The organism is Streptomyces cavernae (assembly GCF_004023625.1).
Classification (GTDB): Bacteria; Actinomycetota; Actinomycetes; order Streptomycetales; family Streptomycetaceae; genus Streptomyces; species Streptomyces cavernae.
Genome location: NZ_RPDJ01000050.1, coordinates 1 through 15527 on the forward strand (window position 1 = coordinate 1; position 15527 = coordinate 15527).

At 70.2% G+C, this 15527-nt stretch carries 16 protein-coding genes and 2 pseudogenes; 12 read left to right on the plus strand and 6 right to left on the minus strand.

What is annotated here, in order from left to right:
* The coding region (locus EF387_RS40710; protein WP_128381649.1) for an IS630 family transposase at positions 1-627 on the plus strand (627 nt) is incomplete at its 5' end.
* 148 nt (positions 628-775) lie between these two features.
* Here the strand turns inward: EF387_RS40710 and EF387_RS40715 are convergent.
* Both EF387_RS40715 and EF387_RS40720 read right to left on the minus strand, forming a co-directional pair.
* Positions 776-991 carry a transposase family protein gene (locus EF387_RS40715; RefSeq protein ID WP_128381650.1) on the minus strand — a complete coding sequence of 72 codons (216 nt, stop codon included), beginning with the start codon at positions 989-991 and terminating at the stop codon, positions 776-778.
* An 18-nt stretch (positions 992-1009) separates the two neighbouring features.
* A complete protein-coding gene (locus EF387_RS40720) occupies positions 1010-1510 on the minus strand; it encodes a hypothetical protein (RefSeq protein ID WP_128381651.1) in 501 nt (166 codons plus the stop codon).
* Between the two features lie 142 nt (positions 1511-1652).
* Between EF387_RS40720 and EF387_RS40725 the strand changes: the two genes are divergently transcribed.
* The 9 genes and pseudogenes from EF387_RS40725 to EF387_RS40765 form a co-directional block, all read left to right on the plus strand.
* Positions 1653-2102 carry a hypothetical protein gene (locus EF387_RS40725; protein WP_202918532.1) on the plus strand — a complete coding sequence of 150 codons (450 nt, stop codon included), beginning with the start codon at positions 1653-1655 and terminating at the stop codon, positions 2100-2102.
* A gap of 234 nt (positions 2103-2336) precedes the next feature.
* On the plus strand, positions 2337-2903 hold the full coding sequence (locus EF387_RS40730; RefSeq protein WP_128381652.1) for a TetR/AcrR family transcriptional regulator: 567 nt from the start codon (positions 2337-2339) through the stop codon (positions 2901-2903).
* 88 nt (positions 2904-2991) lie between these two features.
* Positions 2992-3588: an MFS transporter gene (locus EF387_RS40735; protein WP_128381653.1), complete on the plus strand. Its 597-nt coding sequence runs from the start codon at positions 2992-2994 to the stop codon at positions 3586-3588.
* A gap of 53 nt (positions 3589-3641) precedes the next feature.
* Positions 3642-4082, plus strand: coding sequence for an SRPBCC family protein (locus tag EF387_RS40740; protein WP_128381654.1), 441 nt, complete (start codon positions 3642-3644; stop codon positions 4080-4082).
* Between the two features lie 51 nt (positions 4083-4133).
* Entirely contained in the window at positions 4134-5489 is a 1356-nt protein-coding gene (locus tag EF387_RS40745) for a carotenoid oxygenase family protein (RefSeq protein ID WP_128381655.1), read from the plus strand.
* Positions 5490-5570: 81 nt separating this feature from the next.
* Positions 5571-6155 (plus strand): SRPBCC family protein, encoded by a 585-nt coding sequence (locus EF387_RS40750; RefSeq protein WP_128381656.1) that lies wholly within the window; start codon positions 5571-5573, stop codon positions 6153-6155.
* Positions 6156-6220: 65 nt separating this feature from the next.
* A complete protein-coding gene (locus tag EF387_RS40755) occupies positions 6221-6400 on the plus strand; it encodes a hypothetical protein (RefSeq protein WP_128381657.1) in 180 nt (59 codons plus the stop codon).
* Between the two features lie 131 nt (positions 6401-6531).
* Complete coding sequence (locus EF387_RS40760) at positions 6532-6774, plus strand: hypothetical protein (protein ID WP_128381658.1); 243 nt, start codon at positions 6532-6534, stop codon at positions 6772-6774.
* 181 nt (positions 6775-6955) lie between these two features.
* A pseudogene (locus EF387_RS40765) lies at positions 6956-7827 on the plus strand (transposase); the annotation flags it as partial.
* A 30-nt stretch (positions 7828-7857) separates the two neighbouring features.
* Here EF387_RS40765 and EF387_RS47220 read toward each other — a convergent pair.
* Complete coding sequence (locus tag EF387_RS47220) at positions 7858-8958, minus strand: hypothetical protein (RefSeq protein WP_162467309.1); 1101 nt, start codon at positions 8956-8958, stop codon at positions 7858-7860.
* Positions 8959-9054: 96 nt separating this feature from the next.
* On the opposite strand from EF387_RS47220, the gene EF387_RS40770 reads away from it, so the two are divergent.
* On the plus strand, positions 9055-9771 hold the full coding sequence (locus EF387_RS40770; RefSeq protein ID WP_128381659.1) for a TetR/AcrR family transcriptional regulator: 717 nt from the start codon (positions 9055-9057) through the stop codon (positions 9769-9771).
* A 31-nt stretch (positions 9772-9802) separates the two neighbouring features.
* Here EF387_RS40770 and EF387_RS40775 read toward each other — a convergent pair whose 3' ends face one another.
* Positions 9803-10159, minus strand: coding sequence for a 5-carboxymethyl-2-hydroxymuconate Delta-isomerase (locus EF387_RS40775; protein WP_128381660.1), 357 nt, complete (start codon positions 10157-10159; stop codon positions 9803-9805).
* Positions 10160-10380: 221 nt separating this feature from the next.
* Positions 10381-12005: pseudogene (locus EF387_RS40780) on the minus strand (SpoIIE family protein phosphatase).
* 347 nt (positions 12006-12352) lie between these two features.
* Between EF387_RS40780 and EF387_RS40785 the strand changes: the two are divergent.
* Positions 12353-13504, plus strand: coding sequence for an abortive phage infection protein (locus tag EF387_RS40785; RefSeq protein WP_128381661.1), 1152 nt, complete (start codon positions 12353-12355; stop codon positions 13502-13504).
* A 6-nt stretch (positions 13505-13510) separates the two neighbouring features.
* Here the strand turns inward: EF387_RS40785 and EF387_RS40790 are convergent, their stop codons facing one another.
* The gene (locus EF387_RS40790; RefSeq protein WP_128381662.1) at positions 13511-15247 is read right to left on the minus strand and encodes a glycoside hydrolase family 13 protein; all 1737 of its coding nucleotides are present in this window, start codon (positions 15245-15247) and stop codon (positions 13511-13513) included.
* Between the last annotated feature and the right edge of the window lie 280 nt (positions 15248-15527).

Below are 15527 nucleotides of genomic sequence, written 5' to 3' on the forward strand. Positions count from 1 at the left end.
ATTGAGAAGGTCCGCGACGTGGTGGGCCTGTACCTGGATCCGCCCGAGCGCGCCATCGTGCTCTGCGTCGACGAGAAGTCCCAGATACAGGCGCTGGACCGCTCGGCCCCGGTGCTGCCGATGATGCCCGGCATGCCCGAGCGCCGCACCCACGACTACCTGCGCGGCGGCGTCACCACCTTGTTCGCGGCGCTCAACGCCGCCACGGGCGAGGTCATCGGCTCCCTGCACCGCCGCCACCGTGCCGTCGAGTTCAAGAAGTTCCTCGCCAAGCTCGACAAGGAAGTCCCCGCCGGGCTCGACGTCCACCTCATCTGTGACAACTACGCCACGCACAAGACGCCCGCCATCCAGAAGTGGCTCCTGGCGCACCCGCGGTTCCACATGCACTTCACGCCGACCAGTTCCTCCTGGCTCAACCAAGTCGAGCGCTGGTTCGGCCTGCTGACGGACAAGCAGATCCGGCGCGGCGTCCACAAGAACGTCCAGGCACTGGAGAAAGACATCCGCGACTGGATCGCGCACTGGAACGAAGACCCCAAGCCGTTCACCTGGACCAAGTCCGCCGACGAGATCTTCGAACGCCTCGCCGGCTACCTGAACCGCCTACCCAACCCTAAACCCTAAATATGCAGCTTTTCTAAGACTCAGGACACTAGAAGTCTGATGAAGATCTTGGGTTCTGGCCCTGCCGCGTGAGCGGCTTGACAGACCGGATGGGTACTCGGGGTACTCAAGCTGGTCGTGGGCGGGAGTCTGCGGAGAAGATCGTTCGTCAGCGGTCGACTTCGGGGTTTGTCAGGACGAGCAGGGCACGCAGGCGATGGGCGGCGCGGGCGGGGTCGGTGCGGAATTTGCTGAGGGTCCGCCAGCTCTTGAGGCAGGCGAAGCCGTGCTCGACCGGTGCCCGTCCGACGGCGAGAACTCGGTTAGCCCGTAGTCGGCATGCACGCAGCGGTGCCCCGCCCCGCGTTTCTCGGGGGCGGGGCACCGCTGCGTGCCGGGTGTCCTACAGCATGGCGATCGAACTCGCCCGGTCGTTCATCGGGTCCCCGACGTACGAGGTCGTCTGCTGGTACTCATGGTGGACACCGGAGGTGTTAGGGGCATCCCACAACTCCAGCCAGCAGGACAGAGTGGTCAGCGAGCTGACGGAGTTGTCGAAGATGCCATCGAGGTTGGTCTCGAAGTCCCGGCCGTTGCCATTCCGACAGCCTCTGTCGGCGGTTAAGATCATGGCGGAGCCGCCGTAGTTCGAGGCCGTGTAGACAACGCCGAGCTGCACGGACCGCGCCCCTGTAGTGCCCGAGGAAGCCTTGAGACGGTCGGCCAGCTTCTGGTCGATGTGCTTCGCCGACAACGGCGCGTCGGTGATCCGTCCGTAGGTGGAGGCGGCGACGGCCTCCCGGAACGTGCCGTAGCACTGCTTGCTGTCTGAGTCGAGGTTGACCACGCAGTTCGTCGGCGCGGGCGCGGCGTTCGCGGTGGCGGCGGCCGTGCCTAGAGCCAAGATGGTCGTTACTGCTGCAATAGCGATACGTGACATAGCAAACATGGGTCACTCCGGTCTCGTGGATGTCTGCCAACACTCCGCTACTACGACGAGAACCTCATGCAGGTTCACCCTGTCCCCGGGCAACGCCAGTGCCAACATGCGCGACAGCCTCGGCCTGAAGCCGCTGGTACCGGGTATCCCGCCGATCCGCTCCCGGCGCGCCCGCGCCGTCGGCGACCGACCAACCTCCCCGTCGGCCGAGGTGCTGCGCACGTTGGTGGCCGGACTGGTCGGGGAGGTTCCCTCCGCTGCTCATCGTCGAGCCCTTGAGGTGGCAGCGCAGGCCCACTCGTCGACCGAGGAACTGCTGGCGGCCGTGCTCGCCGACCAAGACGCGCCGGGGCTGTTCCAGTGGTTGCGGGAGCTGCCGTTCATCGAGTCGACGCCCTTGGGTCTGTATCCGCATGACGCCGCGCGGGAGACGCTGACGGCCGACCTGCGCTGGCGGGCGCCCATCGCGTTCCAGGCGATGCGGCAGCGCCTGGCGGAGGAGTTACTTGCGTCTGTTGCGCGAAGCCCGGCCGGAGCGGGTGCGTGCGGCCGCTGACGACCTGTCCGGCGCCGGACAGGTGGACAGGCGTGGACAGCGCCGGGCACCACCGGGGCTGGGAAGTGGACAGCGGATGGGGCCAGGCTTCGAGCCATGAGCCCCACCGGTTGCAAGCCCCGACGATCCGGCCCCGCCGGCCCATGGCGCGCGCCGCCCGGCCACGAGCAGCACCGCCTACGGATTGAGCTGCCACGGGTTGACGCGAGAAAGTGTGAGTGGTTGAGTACTCACATGAAGAGCGAACGATCCCGCCAGTTGTCCACCGCCGAGGAGCGCCGCGAGACGGTGCTGCGCACCGCGATCGGCGCCTTCGCCGCCCGCGGCTACTGGGGCACTACCACGACCGAGGTGGCTAAGGCGGCGGGCATCTCGCAGGCATACGTCTACCGCCTCTTCCCGAGCAAGGAACTGCTGTTCACGGCAGTGGTCGAGCACTGCTTCGTGCAGGTGCGAGCCGCCCTGGAGCGGGCCGCCGCCGAGGCCAAGGGCAGCTCCTCGGAGGTGGTCCTCAAGGCCATGGGCGAGGCGTACGCCCGGCTGATCAGCGACAACGACCTGATGCTGATCCAGCTGCACGCCCAGGCGGCGGCGGTGTCGGAGCCAGCCGTGCGCGAGGCCGTGCGGCAGGGCTACGCCCGGCTGGTGGAGTACGTGCGCGGCGCCTCCGGCGGCACGGAACAGCAGGTCCAGGAGTTCTTCGCGCGGGGCATGCTGTGCCATCTCATCGTCTCCATGGGGGCTGAAGAGGTGGACGCCCCCTGGACCCGGACGCTTTCGGCCGGCATCAGGCACTACTGAGCCGGCGCGACCGCGCGGCCGGACTCTCGGCGGGGCACGCAGCCCCGCCTCTCTTGGCCACGCATGTGAGTGGTTAACCACACAAGGAGTGTTCCGTGAAGACCACCGGCACCACCCGCAGCCCCGAAGCCGCTCTCGCGGCGCTCGCCGGGGCGCAGTTCACCGTCATGCTGGCCACCTCGATCGTGAACGTGGCGCTGCCGCAGATCCGGTCGGGCGTGGGGCTGTCGGACAGCGGCACCACCTGGGTGGTCAACGCCTACGGCCTGGCCTTCTGTGGCTGTCGCGGATCAGCGCCCACGGCAGCTACGCCGTCGACGTCCTGGGCACCAGCATTCTCATCGGCCTCGGCCTCAGCATCGCCTTCGTCCAGCTGACCGCCCTGTCCGTCGAGGGCGTCCCTGCCCAGGACGCGGGACTGGCCGGCGGGCTGGTCAACACCACCCGCCAGGTCGGCGGCGCGATCGGCCTGGCCGTCCTGGCCACACTCGCCGGCACCGCCACCGCCCACGCGGCCACCCACCAACCGCACCTGGAGGCGCTGACCGCCGGGTATCGGACCGCCTTCGCCATCAGCGCCGTGATCCTGGCCTCCACCGCCGCCCTCGCACTCCTGCTCTCCCGCCGACGCACCGCAGCCCCGGCGGCCGACCGGCCCGTCCCGCAGCCAGCGGCCCGCCACTGACCACTGACACTCCCCAGCCCCTGACACCACGTCAATCGAGAGGAACCACCGCCATGTTCACCATCGACGAGACCGCCCCCGTCATCGTCCGCCTGTCCACCGTCATCGACGCCCCCCTGGAGCGCATCTGGGCCCTGCACACCGACATCGACGCCTGGGCCGAGTGGAACGCGGACGTCGACCAGGCCAAGCTCGACGGCCCCCTGCTGCCCGGCAACTCCTTCCACTGGAAGACCCACGGCCTGGACATCACCTCCACCATCCGCGAGATCGTCCCCGGACAGCGCCTGGTCTGGGGCGGCCCAGCCAACGGCATCGAGGGCGTCCACGTCTGGACGTTCGAGCAGACCGGCAGCCAGGTCACCGTCCACACCGAGGAGTCCTGGAGCGGCGCCCCCGTCGACGCCGCCGCCGAACAGCTCGGCCAGGCCCTGCACCACTCCCTGACCACCTGGCTCGCCGGCCTCAAGTCACGTGCCGAGCAGGGCGACTGACATTCCCCTCACGGTCCCGCCACACCGCATCCACAAAGCGAGGAGCCCGCCATGACCGCCGACAAGCCGTACCTCATCGGCCACTACACCCCCGCCGTCGACGAGATCACCGCCACCGAACTGACCGTCGAGGGCACCCTCCCGCCGGAACTGACCGGCCGGCTGATCCGCAACAGCCACAACCCCAGGCCCGGCGTCACCCCCACCCACTGGTTCAAGGGCAGCGGCATGGTCCACGGCATCCGCTTGCGCGAGGGCCGCGCCGAGTGGTATCGCAACCGCTGGGTCCGCACCCCCGCCCTCGACGGCGCCCCCTACCTCACCGAAAGCGGCCCCGACCTGACCGCCAGCACCGCCGGCACCCACGTCATCGAGCACGCCGGACGCCTGCTCGCCCTGTGCGAGGCCAACTTCCCCTTCGAACTCAACCCCGACCTGGACACCGTCGGCGCCTACGACTTCGACGGCAAGCTGCGCAGCGCCATGACCGCGCACCCGAAGACCGACCCGGTCACCGGGGAACTGCACTTCTTCGGCTCCTCCCCGTTCCCGCCCTACCTGATCTACTACGTGGCCGACGCCAAGGGGAAGATCACGCACAGCGCCGAGATCCCCGACGCGACCGCCTCCCTCAAGCACGACTTCGCGATCACCCGCCACCACGTGGTCTTCATCGAGGGCACCGTCACGTTCGACCCGAACGAGAACTCCGGCATCCCCTACGGCTGGAACGACGACCAGCCGGCCCGGATCGGCGTCATGCCCCGCCGCCCGCAGGGCACCGGCAAGATCCGCTGGTTCTCCATCGAGCCGGGCAACATGCTCCACGCCGCCAACGCCTACGAGGACGCGCAGGGCCGCATCGTCCTGGAGGGCCCCACCGTCGACCGCGAAGGCTTCCAGCTCTCCTGGAACTGGTGGGTCGGCGCCCCCAGCCGCGGCACCGAGCCCAACACCCGCTCCTACACCCGCCGCTGGGTCATCGACCTCAACGCCGGCAGCGTGGACGAGCAGATCATCGACGACCTCGCCGTCGAATTCCCCACCCTCAACGACGACTTCCTCGGAGCCGAGCACCGCTACCAGTACGCGGTCTCCTTCCCCGACCAGGAAGGCTTCGGCGGCTACGGCGTCGTCAAGTACGACCGCACCACCGGCGTCCGCCGCATCCACCAGGTCGGCGACGCCCGCCTGCCCAGCGAAGCCGTCTTCGTCTCCGCCGCCGGCGCCACCCGCGAAGACGACGGCTACCTCCTCACCGTTACCTCCGACCTCAAGCAGGACGCCTCCCAGCTCCTGGTCCTGGACGCCTCCGGCCTCGACCGGATCGCCACCGTCCACCTCCCGCGCCGCGTCACCGGCGGCATCCACGGCTCCTGGATCCCCGACAGCGAGCCCCACAACTGACCCACCCCCTCCCCTGGGCACGGCGGACCCGCGCCGCCCAAGGAGGCCCCAACCAACCCACCTACACGCAAGGACCTCACCATGCGCATCCGCACCGCGGCCAAGTTCCTCGCCGCCACCACCGGCGCCCTCCTCCTGGCCACCGGCACCGCCTACGCCCTCGGTGACGACAAGCCCGCCACCCCCACCCAGGCTCTGATCGCCCACACCGGCGACGTGGAGATCGACCACAACGCCCCCGTGATCACGCGCGAGAACATCCTCATCCACGCCCCCCTGCGCACCATCTGGAAGATCCAGACCGACGTCGAGAACTGGCCCACCTGGCAGCCCAACGTCGTCTCGGTCGTCAAGGACACCCCCGGACGCCTCCGCCCCGGCTCCGTCTTCCGCTGGACCACCGAGGGCCTTGGCATCACCTCCACCGTCCGCCAGGTCGACCCCGGAAAGCGCCTGGTCTGGGGCGGCCCCGCCCAGGGCATCACCGCCGTCCACGTGTGGACGTTCACCCCGACCGCCGACGGCGTCCTCGTCCACACCGAGGAGTCCTGGACCGGCGCCCCCGTCGACGCCAACCAGGCCGTCCTGCAGGCGGCCCTGGACAACTCGCTCCACAACTGGGTCAACAATCTCAAGCACCAGGCCGAGGCCCAGGCCGGCAAGTAACCCCCTGTCCCCAGCCTCCGGAGCCGTCACCGGCTCCGGCGGCACCCATGCCGGAGAGGCCCACCATGTCGCTCGACAACGCGCTCCTCACGATCCACGCCCTCGCCGCCCTCGTGATGCCCGCCAGCCTCTCCCTGGACTGGATCGGCGTCCTGCGGCTCCGCCGCGTCAGCACGCTTCCCTCCGCCCGCGAAGGCATGACAACCTCGAACGGTCGGCCGCTTTCGGCGCCTGGACACGCCTGAGCACCCTGGCCGCCGGACTCTGGCTCGCCATCGATGCCGGCCACTCGACCGGCTGGATCATCGCCGGACTCGCCGGCTGGACCGACCTCGTCCTCCTCGGCAAACCCCTGACCGGCAAAGACCTGCGCACCATGGCCAAGACCGCGCGCAAGAGCGACAGCCTCACCACCAAACTCGCCGCCAAGATCCACGACCCGCGCCTGTGGTCCTCCGTCCACACCCGCACCGGAGTGGTCGCCGCCGTCCTCACCGACATGCTCGCCAAGCCAGGCACGGTCCTCGCCCTCACCCTTCTGTCCGCCGGATACCTCATCGGCACCCTCACCACACGACTGACCCGCTCCCGCCAATTCGAGCCCGTGAACCTGGCGTAGCCGCCATAGCCCCCCGCCCGGCACCCCCAACCGGGAAAGGGGAGCGCACGCCTCGACCCCCTGCAGGCGACGCGCACCGAGCCCCGCCCGCCCGTCTCGGGTTCTAATGAACGTCGCAACACCCGAAGTCCGGGTGGGCGATGAAGGACCAACAGAAGCACTGTCGGGGGGCGCCCGAACTCTCGCCGTCATGCTCACCGACGGCGGCGAAGCGATATCGGACCCGGCCCTGCTGCGTGACCAGGCGGAGGTGTTCGGCCCCGTCGCCTCCACCCCGACCGCCTGGCGCCTGCTGGCCGGCGTCGGCTCGGCTGCACTTGCCCGCCTGCGCACCGCCAGGGACGCCGCCCGGGAGATCGCCTGGCTACAGGCCGCCGAGACCAGGGCGGGGATACCAGCAGCCCGCGCAGGCAGACGTGGCCTGCCCGGTCTTGTCCTGGACCTCGACGCCACCCTGGTCACCTGTCACTCCGAGAAGGAGCAGGCGGCGGCGACCTACAAGCGCGGCTTCGGCTACCACCCGCTGCTGTGCTTCCTGGACAACACCGGCGAAGCCCTGGCCGGAGTGCTCAGGCCCGGCAACGCCGGTGCCAACACCGCCGCCGACCACATCACCGTCCTCGACCAGGCGCTTGCCCAGTTCCCCGACGCCCACCGCTACGGCACACCCATCCTCATCCGCGCGGACAGTGCCGGAGGAACGAAAGCGTTCCTGGAACACCTCCGGGCACTGCGCTCACGCGGGATCCTCACCCATTTCTCCGTCGGATACGCCGTCACCGAGCCGGTCCGCCAGGCGATCCGAGCCCTGCCCGAGCAGGTCTGGCATCCCGCACTCGAACAGGACGGCACCCTGCGCCAGGGCGCGGAAGTCGCCGAGCTGACCGGCATGATCGATCTGGCCGGCTACCCGGGCGGGACACGGGTCATCGTGCGGCGAGAGCGTCCGCACCCCGGGGCCCAGCTGTCGCTCTTCGACCTGGACGAAGGCATGCGTCACCGGTCTTTCTCACCGACGCCCGTTACGGCGAGGGCTCCTTGCAGCACCTGGAGTTGTGCAAGGCGCCCCTCGCAAAGTGCTGCCTAGAGCGCCCGCCACGTCAGCGTCTTCACGCCCTTGCCCTCCCCCTCGAACGACACCATCGTCGGCCGGTCCCCCTTCTTGAGGAGGTGGACGGTGCAGAGGGTCAGTGCGGAGTTCGGTTCCAGGCGGGTGTTGGGGACGTGGCCACGGCACTGGTCGATACCCTCGGCCTCGCCGCGGCCCGCGAAGGAGAAGTCAAGCAGGGGCACCGGCTGGATGTCGCGGCCGCCGGCGGTGCGCAGACCGACGCCGTCGTCCATGGCCGGGAGGAGCTTCTCTTTGCCGACGTTGCGGTACTCGAAGGTCACGTACCACGGCACGAGGTTCTTCTGCGTGTCGCTCAGGTCGTAGTCGGCGAGGTCCGCGAGGCTCCCCGCGCGCACACTCCTGGGAGTGACACGGATCGGCACGGCGCCCTTGTTGGTGAGGCCCTCGTACGAAGAGTCGGCGGTCGTGCCCGCGGCAAGCAGGCTGCCCCCGTTGTCGTCTCCCTTGCCGTCGCCGACCTTCCACAGGAGGGTGTCGCCGGCTTCGTCGGAGTAGACGACGGTCGCCGGATCATGTCCCTTGGGCAGCATCACCAGCCGGCACACCGTGGCCGTGTCATTGGGCGCCACCGAGGCGGGGCCGGCCTTGTCGCAGTTGTCGGGCAGGGACGGACTCGCCTTGGTCGCAAGGGGATTGGCGTTCCACAGGGAGATCGCCCGGCCGGGCGTGCCGTCCGCCAGGGTGACGGTGAAGCTCGCCTGCGGGCCCGCTCCGCCCACGGGCACCGAGCCGGTGTTGGTGTAGCTGACGGTCAGGTAGTACGGCACCATGCCCTTCAGGTCGTCGTCGAGCCGTACGTGTTTCAGGTCGGCCGCCGTGCCGCGCGCCAGCCGCTTCGGTGAGACCTCGAGCTGATGCGTCGCGCCCCGGTCGGTCCACGTCGCCTTCCTTGCCGTCGACTCGACCGGCAGTGCCGTGGCCGCGGCGGGTTTGCTCGTTCCCTCGTCCGAACCCGCGCCCGCCTCTCCGCCGGTACCGGCGGAGTCCGTGCCGCCCGCCCCGCATGCCGTCAGGATCAGGGCGAACAGCCCGGCTCCCACAACTCCGTTCACGCGTCCGCGCCTTCGCATGGAGCACCCCCGTGCCTTTCGTTGTTCCGTGCGCAACTCGGTCAGCTTAAGGCTGGATTCGATCGGTAAGGTGTTCGCATGGCAATGGGGGTCCGGCGCAGGATGGCTGTCGAGGAGCGGCGGCAGCAGCTGATCGGGGTCGCACTCGAACTCTTCAGCACCCGCTCGCCCGACGAGGTGTCGATCGACGAGATAGCCTCGGCCGCGGGCATCTCCAGGCCGCTCGTCTACCACTACTTCCCCGGCAAACTCAGCCTGTACGAGGCCGCGTTGCAGCGGGCGGCGGACGAACTGGCACAGCGGTTCGTCGAGCCGCACGAGGGCCCGCTCGGTGCCCGGCTGCTGCGCGTGATGCACCGCTTCTTCGACTTCGTGGACGAACACGGGCCCGGCTTCTCGGCGTTGATGCGGGGTGGCCCGGCGGTGGGGTCGTCCACCACCAACGCCCTCGTCGACTCCGTGCGGCAGGCCGCGTACGTTCAGATCCTCGCGCATCTCGGCATCGTGGATCCGCCCGCACGGCTGGAGCTGGTGATTCGTTCATGGATTTCGCTGGCCGAGTCGACGGCCCTGATCTGGCTCGACGGCCGCCGTATCCCGCGCGCGGAACTGGAGTCGCAGCTCGTCCATGATTTCGCCGCGCTGGCCGCGGTGAGCGCGGCGTACGACGCGGAGATGGCCGCGTTGCTGGTGGGTCTTCTCGCGGACGAGCCGGCCGACGGGACGTTCGGCGTCCTCGTCGGCCGGCTCACCGAGTTGGCCCTGCAGGGACAGCGGGGCCAGGCGGTCTGTTGACAGTCCGGTCGTGCCGCACGCCGGATGGCGGTCAGCTGTCGAACTTCTGGTAGGACGGGTCCAGGTCGCGTGTCTCCGCGGAGACGTGCAGCCCGAGGCCCTCGGCCGGCTTCAGGTACTCCCGTACGAGCTGCAGCACCTGCCCCGTCAGCTTCGCCTTGGTCTCGTCGGTGCGTCCGGCGAGCAGACCGATGGTGACGTGCACGATCGCCTCACCGGTGTCGCTGCCGCCCACCACGGTGTCCTCGGTGCGGCGGAACTGTGTCTTGCACGCCTCCAGCTTGGCGGCCGTCGTCTCGACGACGACCGGGTGCAGCGCCCCGGCGAAACCGCGCCGGTCGAAGGCGTCGGCGAGGGACTCGGAGTAGTCGACGGTGATCTGCGGCATGAACGCTCCTGTTGTCGTGCGGGGACTCTCACCTTAAGGGCTGTCCCGTAATCCCCGGCGGGCGCACGACGACAGCTACGGCACCTCGCTGCGTTGTCGGATCGCCCGAATACGTCCAGTATGCGAGCGCCCCTCCGCCTTGCGATGCACCGCTCCCCCAAGCTCTCGACTTCGCTCGAGCAGGGGGACCCCCATGACGCGGCGTGCTGATCCGCCGGGGATTACGGGACAGCCCTTAGCTCCAGCACTCGCAGCGCCAGCAGCGCGATGTCGTCGTCCCGGTCTCGTCCGAAGTGGTCGAGCAGGGCGTCGCAGAGCCCGGCGACCTCGGGCGGCGCCTCGGCGGCCGCCGTCCGCAGGTGGTCCAGGGAGTCCATGAGGTCGGTGCCGCGCGTCTCGATCAGCCCGTCGGTGATCATCAGCAGCCGGTCCCCGGGCTTCAGCACCGTCTCCACCGGCGGCGGCCGGTCCAGACCGAGTCCCAGCAGCGGGCCCGCGCCCTCGACGTAGTGGGTGCCGCCGCCCGCCCGGAGGACCAGGGGCGGGATGTGGCCCGCGTTGGCGATCCGGGTCCGTCCGGTGACCGGTTCGACCAGGGTGAGACAGACGGTCGCCGTCGCGTCGGGGTGGTAGTGGCGCAGCATCCGGTCGAGCCGCGCCACCAGCCTCCCTGGGTCGGTGTCCTCGACGCAGTACGCGCGCAGTGCGTGCCGGATCTCCACCATCACGGCCGCCGCGTCCAGTGAGTGCCCAACCACGTCGCCGACGCCGGCGAGGATGCCGTCGGCGGTGCCCAGCGCCACATGGAAGTCGCCGCCGATCTCGGTCCGCCGGGACGCCGGGACGTAGCGGACCGCGACGTCGACGCCCGGCAGTTCGGGCTGCCGCCGGGGCAGGAAGCTGCGCTGGAGGGTCAGCGCGACCTGGCGTTCCATCCGGTACATCAGCAGGGGTTCGGCGGCCAGTGCGGTCGCCCGGGCGAGTCGGTCGAGCAGTGCCTCGGTCGCCGGGGCGACCGGGCCGGCGGGCAGCGCGAGACATACCTGGGGCCGGCCGTCCGGAGCCAGGCCGAGCACCAGCCGTGCGTCGTCCGGGTCGCCGGGCCGGAAGAAGCCCGGCGGCCACAGCGGAGCGGGCACGACCGTGCCGTGTTCGCCGGTGCGTGCCTGTCCGATCCGGGACAGCAGCCGTGCCACCGCGTCGTGCGCGCCCGCGTCGGGTGGTGCGGCGGCCCGGTCCTCGCCGTGGTCGAGGCCGCTGTGCAGTTCGCCGTCCTGGTCGATGACGAAGGCGGCCGCGGCGGTGCCGGTGAGCCGGGCGGTGCCCTCGGCCGCCGCCACGGCGAGCTGCGTCGGGGTGCGCGCGGCCTGCACGGCGGCGGTCGCCGCGGAGAGCAGTTCCAGCCCGCGTACGTGTGCCTCGACGCCGGTGCGGGGCGGGCACCACGGACCGCGGCCCGTACCACCGCCTGGATCTCCTCGGGTTCGGCGGGCACCGACAGATAGGCCTCGCCTCCGGCGTCCAGGCCGCGGCAGCGGTTGACGGCCGCCGCGGTGCCCGCGGAGAAGTGCACGACGGGGAGTTGGGCCAGCAGCGGCCACGCCTTCAGCCTGCGGCACAGTTCGAAGCCGCTCATGTCGGGCAGTCCGACGTCGACGAGCGCCACATCGGGCAGTGCGCCGGCACGCAGCCGCTGGTCGAGTTCGACGAGGGCCTCCCCGGCGCTGGCGACGGGTACGACCGTGTGGCCCGCCCGCAGCAGCACGGCCCCCATGGCGTAGCGGCTGGCCGCCGCGTCGTCGACCACCAGTACCGTGGAGCGGGTGCGTTCACCGCGTGCGTTCATCGGGGCCGCCCCTCGAGGGCATGCGCAGGGGCAGGCCGCGAGTCGGCCTGCCCGACCACGGTAGTGCGCCGTCAGCCGGTGCGGGAGACGAGTGCACCACGCATCCGGGCCCGCTCGTCAGCAGTTGCTCTTCCCGGCGTGGAGGGCGGGCGCCGTGTCGGTGCCGTCCGTCGCAGGGAATGTCAGCAAGGCGTCTGTCAGCAAGGCGTCGTGGAACTTCCGTCGGCGTCCCCTCGTGCTCCCGCCGACTTCCGGAGCGGCGCCGTAGACCATCGGCCGACGACTGCCGCCGCGGCCGGCTTGCAGGCTGAGGGCACATCTCAGGCACTCAGCAACGGGAGGCGGCCATGTCGATCAGCCGAGCGCGGTTCCTGGCCGGAGCCGCGGGCGCCGGCGCCGCGTTACTGGCCGCGGGCGCGGGCGCGGGCCCGGCTCAGGCCATGCAGCGCGGCCCGGCCCAGCAGGGACTGACCCACCGGGGCGTGGTGTACACGGTCGGCGCGGGCGAGACCCCGGGCACCGCGTGGAACGCGGCGCGGATGCGCCGCGATCTGCGCGCCATCCAGCGCGAGTTGCACGCCGACTCCATCGAGGTCACCGGGGACGGCGTGGAGCGGCTCACCGCCACCATGGCGGAGGCAGCCGAGCGGGGGCTGCACATCTGGGCGCAGCCGACGCTGGGCGACGCCCCGGAGCGGGAGATCCTCGACCATCTCGCGGAGACCGGCCGGTGCGCGGAGCGGCTGCGCCGGCAGGGTGCCGCCGTCGACCTCGCCGTGGGCTGCGAGTTCTGGCTGTTCGTGCCGGGGATTGTGCCCGGCGCCGACGCGCTGGAAAGGGTCGAGAACCTGCTGAAGGGGAACGTCGACTTCGAGGCGATGCAGCGGAAACTGGACGTGTTCCTCGCGAAGGCCGCGAAGGTCGGCCGGTCGGTGTTCCGCGGAAAGCTGAGCTACGCGGCGGCCCAGGACGACCGGGTCGACTGGAGCCTGTTCGACGTCGTCGGCATCGACTACTACTCGTACCACCGCCGACCGGCGCAGTACGTCAGGGAGTTGAGGAAGTACCTGCGGCACGGAAAGCCGCTCGCCATCACCGAGTTCGGCGCCTGCACCTTCCGGGGCGCGCCGGAACAGGGCGGGATGGGCTGGTACAACGTCGACTACTCCAAGGAGCCGCCGGAGGTGAACGAGGGGCTGGTCCGCAGCGAGCGCACACAGGCCACGTATCTGACCGGGCTCCTGGACGTCTTCGAGTCGATGGGCCTGTACGCGGCGCAGGCCTTCGAGTTCGTCACCGCGGACGCACCGCACCGGCCCGACGATCCGCGCCACGACCTCGACATGGTCAGCTACGCGATCGTCAAGCCGATCCAGGACCGGCCGGGCGACCCGGCATCGAACTGGCACTGGGAGCCGAAGGAGGCCTTCCACGCGCTGGCCCGGCGCTACGAACGGGCCCGGTGCCGCGCCGACGCTGCGACACGGCACCGGGTCTGACGCACATCAGCCGGCCCACCACACGGTGGTGTCCGCGGGAAGCTCGAACTCGCCGTCGGTCACGACGACTTCAGTGCTGGACACGAGGACGCGCCCGTATCCGGGAATCCGCACGGCCGTCCCGTTGGTGTTGGCCGTGCAGACGAATTCGCCGCGCCGGAAGGCCAGTACGCCCTCAGGCGCCTCGAGCCAGGTCACGCTGTCCCCGGCACCGAGGTCGGGGTGCTCGTGCCGGACCGCGAGCGCCGACCGGTACAGCTCCAGCGTCGAACCCGTGACGCCCGTCTGCGCCTCGACGCTGAGCTCGCCCCACTCCCGCGGCTGCGGAAGCCAGCTGCCACCGTCGCCGAAGCCGTAGGAGGGACCGGTGCGGGTCCACGGGATCGGCACCCGGCAGCCGTCGCGGAAGCCGTCCTGACCGGCGCCGCGGAAGTAGGCCGGGTCCTGGCGCACCTCGTCCGGCAGGTCCACGACCTCCGGCAGGCCCAGTTCCTCGCCCTGGTAGATGTACGCCGAGCCGGGCAGGGCGAGCATCAGCAGGGTCGCCGCACGGGCGCGCCTGAGGCCCAGCTCACGGTCGCCCGCCAGCCGGATCTGGGTGCCGAGGCCCGCCGGGTTGCCGAACCGTGTGGTGTGCCGGGTGACGTCGTGGTTGGACAGCACCCAGGTGGCCGGGGCGCCGACCGGGCGCATCGCCTCCAGGGTGCGGTCGACCACCGCGCGCAGCTCGGCCGCGTGCCAGTGGGTGGTGAGGTACTCGAAATTGAAGGCCTGGTGCAGTTCGTCGGGGCGCACGTAGTTGGCGCTGCGTTCCACCGTCGGCGTCCAGGCCTCGGCGACGAAGATCCGCCCGCCCGTCTCCCACCACCGCGCTTCCGAGGAGGGCCCTTCGGGTGCTTCTCGTTTCGCGTACTCGTCCAGGACAGTGCGCCACTGGCGGTAGATCTCGTGCACGCCGTCCTGGTCGAAGAACGGCACGACATCGTTTCCCAGCAGCTTGAGCTGCTCGTGGTCGCCCAGGTCGGGCAGGCCCGGGGCCTTAACCAGGCCGTGCGCGACATCGACGCGGAAGCCGTCGACGCCCATGTCGAGCCAGAACCGCAGGATGGAGCGGAACTCGTCGCCGACGGCCGGGTGGTCCCAGTTGAAGTCGGGCTGCTCGGGTGCGAAGAGGTGGAGGTACCAGTCGCCGGGGGTGCCGTCACGCTCGGTGACCCGGGTCCAGGCCGGTCCGCCGAAGATCGACTCCCAGTCGTTGGGCGGCAGTTCGCCGTTCTCGCCCTTCCCGGGCCGGAAGTGGTAGCGGTCCCGCAGCGGTGAGCCGGGGCCTTCGCGCAGCGCCCGCTTGAACCACTCGTGCTGGTCGGAGGAATGGTTCGGCACCAGGTCGACGATCACCCTGATCCCCAGCTCATGGGCGTCGCGGATCAGCGCGTCGGCGTCCAGGAGCGAGCCGAACATGGGGTCCACGGCGCGGTAGTCGGCGACGTCGTAGCCGGCGTCGGCCTGCGGGGAGGCGTAGAAGGGGCTGAGCCACACGGCGTCCACACCGAGGTCGCGCAGATACGGAAGTCGGGAGCGTACGCCTTCCAGGTCACCCATGCCGTCGCCGTCGCTGTCGGCGAAGCTGCGCGGATACACCTGGTAGATCACGGCGTCCCGCCACCAGTCGCGGTGTCGGGCGACGGTGGCGAGGGCCGACGTCGTGGCGGCCGGGGCCGGATCGGCGGAGTGCTGGCTCATGTCGTCCTTGATCGGTTTGCTCGGTTCAGTCGGTTCGGCTGGGTTGGTTGGTTCACAGAGGGAGTCTGTCGGCAGGGCCGACATGAATACTGAGGCTCGCAGGTTTTCCTCGGTTTACGTAGGCCCTTCTCATACGCTGGTCAGCCTTTCGTCCCACCTGCGGTGAGGCCGGTCACCGGGTTCTGCCGACCAAGGTAGAAGACGAAGGTAGAAGACGGCGGCCACAGGGACGGCGATCAGGACGGCGGTTGCGGCCATGTATCCGAGAAGGCGGGTATCC